Annotated in this window: 7 protein-coding genes; 2 read left to right on the top strand and 5 right to left on the bottom strand. The window is 41.1% G+C overall.

Going from position 1 to position 9,362, the window contains the following annotated elements; translation table 11 throughout:
• From WAZ74_RS08850 to WAZ74_RS08830, 5 genes are all read right to left on the bottom strand, one after another.
• Positions 1–108, bottom strand: a 108-nt coding sequence (locus WAZ74_RS08850) for a GTP-binding protein (protein ID WP_227679051.1), incomplete at its 3' end; no start/stop codon positions are given.
• A 224-nt stretch (positions 109–332) separates the two neighbouring features.
• Complete coding sequence (gene fusA, locus WAZ74_RS08845) at positions 333–2,459, bottom strand: elongation factor G (RefSeq protein WP_422307932.1); 2,127 nt, start codon at positions 2,457–2,459, stop codon at positions 333–335.
• A gap of 432 nt (positions 2,460–2,891) precedes the next feature.
• Positions 2,892–3,365 carry a 30S ribosomal protein S7 gene (gene rpsG, locus WAZ74_RS08840; RefSeq protein ID WP_422307931.1) on the bottom strand — a complete coding sequence of 158 codons (474 nt, stop codon included), beginning with the start codon at positions 3,363–3,365 and terminating at the stop codon, positions 2,892–2,894.
• Between the two features lie 208 nt (positions 3,366–3,573).
• Complete coding sequence (rpsL, locus tag WAZ74_RS08835) at positions 3,574–3,948, bottom strand: 30S ribosomal protein S12 (RefSeq protein WP_011281154.1); 375 nt, start codon at positions 3,946–3,948, stop codon at positions 3,574–3,576.
• Between the two features lie 470 nt (positions 3,949–4,418).
• Positions 4,419–5,732, bottom strand: a complete 1,314-nt coding sequence (locus WAZ74_RS08830; protein WP_422307930.1) for an EcsC family protein — start codon at positions 5,730–5,732, stop codon at positions 4,419–4,421.
• A gap of 614 nt (positions 5,733–6,346) precedes the next feature.
• Here WAZ74_RS08830 and WAZ74_RS08825 point away from each other — a divergent pair.
• Positions 6,347–7,582 (top strand): beta-ketoacyl-ACP synthase II, encoded by a 1,236-nt coding sequence (locus tag WAZ74_RS08825; protein WP_422307929.1) that lies wholly within the window; start codon positions 6,347–6,349, stop codon positions 7,580–7,582.
• Between the two features lie 3 nt (positions 7,583–7,585).
• Positions 7,586–9,313, top strand: coding sequence for an anthranilate synthase component I family protein (locus tag WAZ74_RS08820; protein WP_422307928.1), 1,728 nt, complete (start codon positions 7,586–7,588; stop codon positions 9,311–9,313).
• Positions 9,314–9,362: the final 49 nt, after the last annotated feature.

The following is a 9,362-nucleotide window of genomic DNA, read 5'->3' as shown; positions in this document are numbered from 1 at the left end:
AGCAACAGTTGCGATTGCAGCGGTAAGGGTTGTTTTACCATGGTCAACGTGTCCGATGGTGCCGACGTTAACGTGTGGTTTTAAGCGTTCAAACTTGGCCTTTGCCATGGGGATATTCCTCTTTATTTGGGGTCAATGCTTAAATAATATTGAGACAGTATTTAAAACAATTTTAACCACATTAAGATAATTGTTAAAAGGGTGCACATACTAATGTGCAGATATTATAAGAAATTTGCCACCAATAACAAGTCTTTTAACCAATTATTGGTGTATTCTTCCATGACAATATAAAGACCTGCTCTATATTGTCATTATTAAATCAAGATTATTTACTCGTCGCCATCTTTAGAGTTGAACTTAGCGATGATGTCAGCGGCAACTGATTTTGGAATCTCAGCGTATTTTTGGAATTCCATCGAATACGTTGCACGGCCCTGTGACATTGAGCGCATTTGCGTCGCATAACCAAACATTTCTGCTAATGGTACTTCTGCACGAATCTGCTTGGTGCCACCAGGTAAATCTTCCATGCCTTGAACCATACCACGACGACGGTTAAGATCGCCCATGATGTCGCCCATATAATCTTCAGGTGTTTCAACTTCTACTTTCATGACTGGCTCAAGTAGTGTTGGGTTAGCAGCCATGAAGCCTTTTCTGAAAGCGATAGAACCAGCCATTTTAAATGATAACTCATCCGAGTCAACATCATGATAAGAACCGTCATACAAAGTCGCTTTTACGCCAACGATTGGATAACCAGCAAGTACGCCATTTTTCATGCGCTCTTGAATACCTTTATCAACCGCACCGTGGAATTCTTTTGGTACTGTACCACCAACCACTTCTTCTTTAAACTCGTACAACACGTCGCCAGCTGGATCCATAGGCTCAAGACGTAACCAAACGTGACCAAACTTACCACGACCACCAGTTTGACGTACGAATTTACCTTCTTGTTCAACTGTTTCACGAATTGTTTCGCGATAAGCAACCTGCGGCGCACCGATGTTCGCTTCAACGTTGAATTCACGCTTCATACGGTCAACAAGAATTTCTAAATGCAACTCACCCATACCACTGATGATAGTCTGGCCAGATTCTTCGTCAGTATGGACACGGAACGATGGATCTTCTTTCGCCAAGCGACCTAGAGCAATTGACATTCTTTCTTGGTCAGCTTTGGTCTTAGGCTCAACCGCTAAGCTGATAACTGGATCTGGGAATTCCATACGCTCAAGCGTAATCACGTTTTGCTCATCACATAGCGTATCACCAGTCGTCACATCTTTCATGCCGACTAAAGCGGCGATGTCACCAGTACGAATCTCTGCAAGCTCTTCTTGCGAGTTCGCCATCATCTGTACGATACGGCCAACGCGCTCACGTTTCATTTTAACTGGGTTATAAACGCTGCTACCTTGCGTTAGAACTCCTGAATAAACACGGACGAAGGTTAAGTTACCAACGAATTTGTCATTCATGATCTTAAATGCTAAAGCTGAAAAAGGTGCTTCATCTGATGCTTCACGGAAGCCTTCAGACTCATCTTTATCATCAAGAATACCTTTAATAGCAGGTACATCCATTGGGGCTGGCAGATAACGAATAACCGCATCTAGCATTTTTTGTACGCCTTTGTTCTTAAAGGCAGTACCACAAAGCAATGGAACAATTTCGTTATCAATAGTACGTTGACGAATAGCGTCATGGATTTGATCTTCAGACAATTCACCATTGTCTAAATATAAATTCATTAACTCTTCTGAAGCTTCAGCTGCAGTCTCGACTAATATTTCACGAAACTCTTCTGCTTTTTCTTGCAATTCAGCTGGAATCTCACGCTCTTCGTATTCCATACCTTGAGACGCTTCATCCCAATAGATGGCTTTCATTGAAACAAGATCAATGACGCCTTCAAAATCATCTTCTTTACCAATTGGAATAACAACAGCTACTGGATTAGCGCCTAAACGAGTTTTAACTTGTTCGATGACACGGTAAAAGTCAGCACCAACGCGATCCATTTTGTTAATGAATGCAAGACGTGGAACTTTATATTTATTTGCCTGACGCCATACGGTTTCAGACTGTGGCTGCACGCCGCCTACTGCACAGTAAACCATGCAAGCGCCATCAAGTACACGCATAGAACGTTCAACTTCAATCGTGAAGTCAACGTGACCTGGGGTGTCAATGATATTGATACGATGTTCATCAAACTGTTTAGCCATACCTGACCAGAAACAAGTCGTTGCCGCTGAGGTAATAGTAATACCGCGCTCTTGTTCTTGCTCCATCCAGTCCATAGTGGCTGCGCCATCATGTACTTCGCCAAGCTTGTGGCTAACACCGGTATAGAACAAAACACGTTCAGTAGTAGTCGTCTTACCAGCATCAATGTGCGCTGAGATACCAATATTACGATAGCGCTTTAGGGGAGTCTTACGAGCCATAGTGTTTTCCTAGGGAAAGTCGTGTATAGATTAATGTGTTGTGTCTCTACCTCATACTCTATGACAAAGCCGTTTGGCTTCGTAATATTACTTACTAATTATTGGGCCTAATACGGACAAAAAAGAGTAAATACTAAGAATATTGCGGCATCAAACTTAGGAAACTTACTTTGCAGGCTTTGCAGAGTAGTATCCCTTTCAGAACAGCATCTTGACAGATGTCCGCCATCTAAAGTGATTAACTGTTTAAGTATCTTGCGATCAAAACAATAAAACCACCTATTAATAATGGCGACAATCAATAGAATTGATAAATAATACGAGGATTGCTTGGCCTAAGCCAGCAATCCAAAGCTACTGTTAAAAAGCTACTATCAAAAAAGCTGCTATTAAAAATATTTATTAATAAAAAACAGCTTGATTAAAAATAGCTTAGAAACGGTAATGAGAGAATGCTTTGTTGGCATCTGCCATGCGGTGAACTTCGTCACGCTTTTTCATAGCATTACCTTTGCCGTCAGCAGCATCATTCAATTCGCCTGCTAAACGCAAAGCCATTGATTTTTCAGAACGCTTTGCAGCAGCTTCAGCTAACCAACGCATAGCCAAGGCAGTACGACGGGAGGGACGTACTTCCATTGGTACTTGGTAAGTTGCACCACCAACACGGCGAGCTTTTACTTCTACCATTGGGCGTACATTTTCAAGCACGTCTTCAAAGAAAGATACTGGATCTTCGATGTTACGTTTTTGAGCGACTGTTTCAAGTGCACCGTAAACGATACGCTCAGCAGTAGATTTTTTACCATGACTCATGACATGGTTGATGAATTTTGCAACAGTTTGGCTACCAAACTTAGGATCCGGTAGGATCTCACGGGTAGCAACGACGCGACGTCTTGGCATAATAATAGTCCTTTTCTTCAGGAATGTCTGACATTCACAATCTCGCACCAGTTAAAATTAGGTGGCGTTATATCGAGTTGTCAGTCAGCCTTACTGCATGGCGGTATGTTATGACAGTTAATGACTAATTTAGTAAAAACATTGTCAACATCAGACCCATGCACAGTTAATGGGTGATACAAAAAAGCTTATTTAATAACGTTAGTTATTAAACTTTAGGCTTCTTAGCACCATATTTAGAGCGACCTTGCTTACGGTCTTTTACGCCTGCGCAATCTAGTGCACCACGAACAGTGTGATAACGTACACCTGGTAGATCTTTTACACGACCACCACGGATTAGAACAACACTGTGCTCTTGTAAGTTATGACCTTCGCCGCCGATATAGCTTGATACTTCATAGCCTGAAGTCAAACGTACACGACATACTTTACGCATGGCTGAGTTAGGTTTTTTAGGGGTGGTAGTATATACGCGAGTACATACACCGCGACGCTGTGGGCACGCTTCCAACGCAGGAACTTTTGACTTTTCCTTGATGGTTTTGCGACCCTTACGAATCAATTGGTTAGTTGTTGCCATAAGGCATGCTTCTCCCGTTTGGTATAAAACAAAAAAATGGAGCATTGCGCCAGCCATCTGACACTAATGACAGATTTTGGCACACCCATTTTTAGGACAGTGTATTATAAAGAGTTGTTGCTGCTATTTCAACCACTTATGAGTAGTTTCACTTTACAACATTGGATAGATATGCATTGAGCCTACCACAATAGCATTTTATCGGTTTTTAACTAAAATTAGCTAAAGAACCATTTGCTAAATAGGCTATCAAAAGTAGAGTCACGCATAGTGTAGATAAGACATCTATAAATAAACAACCATTTACGATAGCTATATGGCGATACCCTCTTATTTTTCAAGAGAAATAAGAGGATATCGCCAATATTGAGGATATATAACGAGCCGCTAAAAATTTAACGGTAGCAGTTTACTAAAACAAAACAGAGAATAAATAAGCATTCATACTTTACTTGCTCTCTTTATTTACTCTACTTGCTAACCGCTTTATCTGTTTTACTCGATTGGCTGTCAGATGACTCATCTGCACTACCCTTCTTATTGTCACTCTTGATATCATCAGCCTTTTTATCATCCTTGCTATCAGTCTTTTTCTCTGTGCTTTTTTGCGTATCATCTTGTTTATCGTTAGTTTTTTTCTTAACTTCTTTAGCGCTATCTTTAGAATCTACTGCTTTAGAATCCGATTCTTTAGAATTTGCATCTTTTGACTCTGTGTTTTTACGTTCAGTATCTTTTTCAGCATTTTTAGTAGCATCTTTTGATGCCGACTCTTTATTCTTAACATCTTGTTGCTCATTTTTACTAGCAGGCTTACTCACCTTTTCTTCGCTACTACTGTCATCAGTGATAGCACGGTTAGCAAGCTTTGCTTCTGGAGCAAAGGTCGCCTGAGCAACACCTATCACCTCATCAATCAGCTGGCTATTATAGCGCATACCAATAATCACTGCTGTAGCAGGTAGGAAGCGGCGTATCCATGATAAATTAATTTTATCTAAATCGATACCGACCTGACTGGCAATATTATCAACTTGTTCGGCATAAAAATTCACATTTTTATTCTTTAGACCTAGGTTTTTAAGCTCGTTGTGCAAGCCACTGCTTTGCGCATTATCCAGTAAACCTTTACCGACACCAATACCTGCAAGTAGTGCCTGTTTTTCTTGCATCTTGCTCAGGTCAGCATTCGCTAGCAATTCATAAGCCATCTTGATGCCTTGTTTGCCGGTTAGCGGCTTATTATAGACAGCACCCAACTGATAAACCGTACGCAGTGATACTAATAATAGCCACAACGTATCGGCAAGCAAACCTGGAAGGCCTGCTAGACCCGTCAAACCGCCTATCGTTGCTAAGGCACGGTTTTGATTGGCGATATCAGTAGCTAGCGCATAACGTTCTTCATCATCTAAGCTGGCGATATTGGCAAAACGGTGCTCATTAGGCAAATCAAGTTGGCTCCAATTGGCAGCAAGCTTTGCGATTTGGGCGAAAGCACCATCAACGGTCGATTCAAATAAACTGTTCGGCACTACTTTTTTGGCATATTTACCATAAGTTGCGAAACGTGTCCCTAATAATTGCTGGGTTGCCTTTAATGTCTGTTCACGGAATAAATCTTGTTGATAATCTTCATCGCCTAAATTTACGGCCTTAAATTGACGCGGCTTGCCCGTTTTGGCATTGGCGCTATCAATCATGGCGCCCATACGCTCTAGGTTACTGCGAGTAAAAGTTCCAACAGTGCTTATGCCTTTAGATAAAGTGCTACGCTTTCCCATCGTGATATCCTTAATATGATGATTGGTTGCTTGTTATAAACTGCTTTTTATAAATTGATTGTTTTTTATAGTCATAATCTGTGTGCCATTTTAGCGAACAATTATTATGAATGTCAGTGCGAACAATGTTATTGCTAGAGCCCCTTTTGTATCTAAAAGTATCCTTTACTTATAACTCAACAGCATTATTATTATATCTATTAATTGTGTTTACGTTCAATAAGTTTACTCTATTTGCATGGCTATGATAACAACGCTTCCTCTGCTAAAAATATCGAAAAAGCACCAGATATCTATTTCTGACAATAAATACCGTTTTGTCACTATTTTGCATTTACACAAGGATTTTGCTCCTTTGATACGTTATCATATGCCATAATTCAAAGTACAGTTGTACTAGCATTTATAAAAAGTTATTTATATTATTTATGATTTTATTACTACCGTAACCATAGTTTTAGAAGCACTATTTAACGCTCAAACACTGTCTTTTTTGTAATATATTTAGTATGAAAAATTGATAAGTTCGACGCTAAGTTAAACAATAGAAATGAATATTTAAAAAAGATAATTAAAGGTAATTACCAAAAATCGTTACTCATAAGGAATAGAATATGCGCCGTGTTGTTATCACTGGAGCAGGGATTGTCTCTTGTATCGGACATGATTTGGCTACGGTCACAGATGCTCTTAAACAAGGGCGCTCTGGCATTACATTTAATGAGTCTTATGCTGAGCACGAATTCAAATCACACGTTAGCGGCAGTATTGATCACTCAGAGCTTGACACTTCAGGCATTGACCGTAAACTAAAACGTTTTTTTAGTGACGCGAGTCTTTATGCCTATGTCAGTGCCTTAAACGCCATTGAACACGCTGGATTGTCACTTGAGACCATCAACAGCAATCCGCGCGTGGGTGTGGTAGCTAGCTCAGGTGGTGCTTCAACAGAAAACATCGTCAATGCTGTCGATGCCATGCGAGAAAAAGGTCTGCGCGGTGTCGGTGCCATGGCAGTACCAAAAACGATGGGCAGCTCGGTATCCGCAGCGCTAGCCACTGGCTTAAAAATCCAAGGTGTCTCCTACTCTATCTCTTCTGCTTGCGCAACTTCGACGCATTGTATCGGTCATGCTGCTGAGCTGATTCAGCTGGGTAAGGCCGATGTGGTACTCGCCGGTGGTAGTGAAGCTGAGCATTGGACGCAGTCATGTATGTTTGATGCGATGGGCGCCGTCAGCACCCAATATAATGACACGCCAACACTCGCCTCAAGAGCTTATGACAAAGACCGTGATGGCTTTGTCATTGCAGCTGGTGGTGCGATAGTTGTTGTAGAAAGTCTTGAGCATGCTCAAGCACGCGGTGCGAATATCTTAGCCGAAATAGTCGGCTACGGTGCCAGCTCTGACGGTGCAGAAATGGTTGCGCCAAGTGGTGAAGGCGCGGTACGCTGTATGCAGCAAGCATTAGCCGAAGCAGGTCTAGAAACTGTTGATTACATTAACAGTCATGGTACGAGCACGCCGTTAGGTGACATCACTGAGCTTAAAGCCATTGCGAAAGTATTTGATAATGATATCAGTAAAGTACCTGCTATTAGCTCCACCAAATCTATGACGGGTCATAGCTTGGGTGCGGTCGGTGCGCAAGAACTAATTTATTGCTTACTGATGCTGCAAGAAGGATTTATTGCGCCAAGTATCAATGTTGGGCAACTAGATCCCAACGCTGAAGGCTTTGATATCGTCACTGAAAAGCGTGACGTTAAGCTTGAAACCTTAATGAGCAACAGCTTTGGCTTTGGCGGTACTAATGCTACTTTAATCATTAAAAAGTTTGACGCGTAGACTATGGTCGCATCACATCATAAGACTACTGTACAGACAGTTTCTGCCCTATCGCCAGCTACTAAATCTAGCTGGCGTTTTGGTGACTTAACTGCTGCAGAATTGATGCCGCAGCTACGGCGTTACTTGCTAGCACAAGATGCCAAGGCAAACTGGCAACTGGTTTGGCTCAATAATGATGGGCGACCCGTGATTGGGTTATTGCCAAAGGTAAGTTGGTCCGTTTTTTATTGTGCGGACGAGACCTCATATTCTGATAAAAAAGTAAGCATTCCTCAAGCAAATCTCTATAAAATCCAAAAAAATTGCCGCGCTATTTATCATAATAATGATAATGCAATTACTACAGCGTATATGAGTTATAGCGACTGGCAGGATGAATTAATTGCTTATAGTCAGGCTTATGAGAGCGACAACGAGATCTCGACTTCGATCAATAACAATAACGAGAAGTCCAATTATCATCATGGATTGATAGGTTTTATTGGCTATGATATTGCTGCTCATGAGTTAAGTCCAGCGGCTCAAATCGAGCTGGCATGTGCGCTACTGGGGCATTATGATATTTATTTATCACCTAGCAAAGACGATGAAAAAGGTTGGCAGCTAACAGTTAAGACTCTCAGTAATGATTCCGATAAGAGTATTGATAATAAGAAAAAAGATAAGCTTGTAGCAGCACTCATGACCTATTTGGATAAACTGAATAGCAAACTATCCCGTATAGATATAGCTAATAACGCTAAATATCCATTGTTACCTTTAAAGCTAGATGCTAAATGGCATAAAAATGATTATCAGCAGGCATTTAACCAAACTCAAAACTACTTACAGCAAGGCGATTGCTATCAAATCAATCTGACCCAAGTATGGAGTGCCGATTTTAGTACTATAAGTGATATAAACAATGTAAGTGACTTAAATGACGGTAATAAATCAGCTACTGCGCTTATCGATTATTTACCTGCTTTACATGGTAATACTCAAGCGCCATTTGCAGGTTATTTAGCGGTAAATTATTCTAATAGTGAAATCAATACTAATACGCCAGAGCGTCAGTTTGAATTATTAAGTTGCTCGCCTGAGTTATTTTTTACTTTTACAAAAGACAATAACACAGGCAAACATCATATTCGCACCAAACCGATCAAAGGAACGATGCCGCGTGGTGCAACTGCTGAACAGGACGATGCCTATAAGCAGCAATTAATCAATAGTGAAAAAGACCGTGCCGAAAACGTGATGATTGTCGATTTACTGCGTAATGATCTGGGTAAATATGCCAAAATCGGTAGCGTGAAAGTGCCACAGTTATTTGCGATTGAGAGCTTTAGTAATGTGCATCATATGGTCAGCACCATTACCGCTGAGTTAAAGGCAGATACGCATCCGTTGGCCGTCTTGTTTGGCAGTTTGCCTGCAGGCTCAATTACTGGGACGCCAAAAAAACGGGCGGTAGAGATTATTGCAGAATTAGAAATAGCGCCGCGCGGTGCCTATTGCGGCACCATGGGCTATATGAACTTTGATGGGAGTGGTCAATGGAATGTATTGATTCGTACGCTGCAAGCTAACCATGCATCAGGTGATATAGCAGACCATACAAGCCAAATCAGTTTGTGGGCAGGTGGCGGTATTACCATTGCTTCTGACTGTGATGCTGAATACCAAGAATGCCTCGATAAAGTCGGTAACTTACTATCTGTCCTTGCTACAGCAGATAACGACTGAGCTTATATTTAAAGACAGCTTAAAGCAATAAAAAGAGCCTACTAACATA

The sequence above is a fragment of the Psychrobacter sp. genome, from assembly GCF_049295055.1.
Classification (GTDB): domain Bacteria; phylum Pseudomonadota; class Gammaproteobacteria; order Pseudomonadales; family Moraxellaceae; genus Psychrobacter.
This window is presented reverse-complemented; position numbering and strand designations above follow the sequence as displayed.

What these genes read in the sequence shown, in the direction of transcription:
- WAZ74_RS08830 (WP_422307930.1), bottom strand. Translation starts at nt 5,732, where the DNA reads ATGGGAAAGCGTAGCACTTTATCTAAAGGCATAAGCACTGTTGGAACT.
- WAZ74_RS08825 (WP_422307929.1), top strand. Translation starts at nt 6,347, where the DNA reads ATGCGCCGTGTTGTTATCACTGGAGCAGGGATTGTCTCTTGTATCGGA.
- WAZ74_RS08820 (WP_422307928.1), top strand. Translation starts at nt 7,586, where the DNA reads ATGGTCGCATCACATCATAAGACTACTGTACAGACAGTTTCTGCCCTA.
- fusA (WP_422307932.1), bottom strand. Translation starts at nt 2,459, where the DNA reads ATGGCTCGTAAGACTCCCCTAAAGCGCTATCGTAATATTGGTATCTCA.
- rpsL (WP_011281154.1), bottom strand. Translation starts at nt 3,948, where the DNA reads ATGGCAACAACTAACCAATTGATTCGTAAGGGTCGCAAAACCATCAAG.
- rpsG (WP_422307931.1), bottom strand. Translation starts at nt 3,365, where the DNA reads ATGCCAAGACGTCGCGTCGTTGCTACCCGTGAGATCCTACCGGATCCT.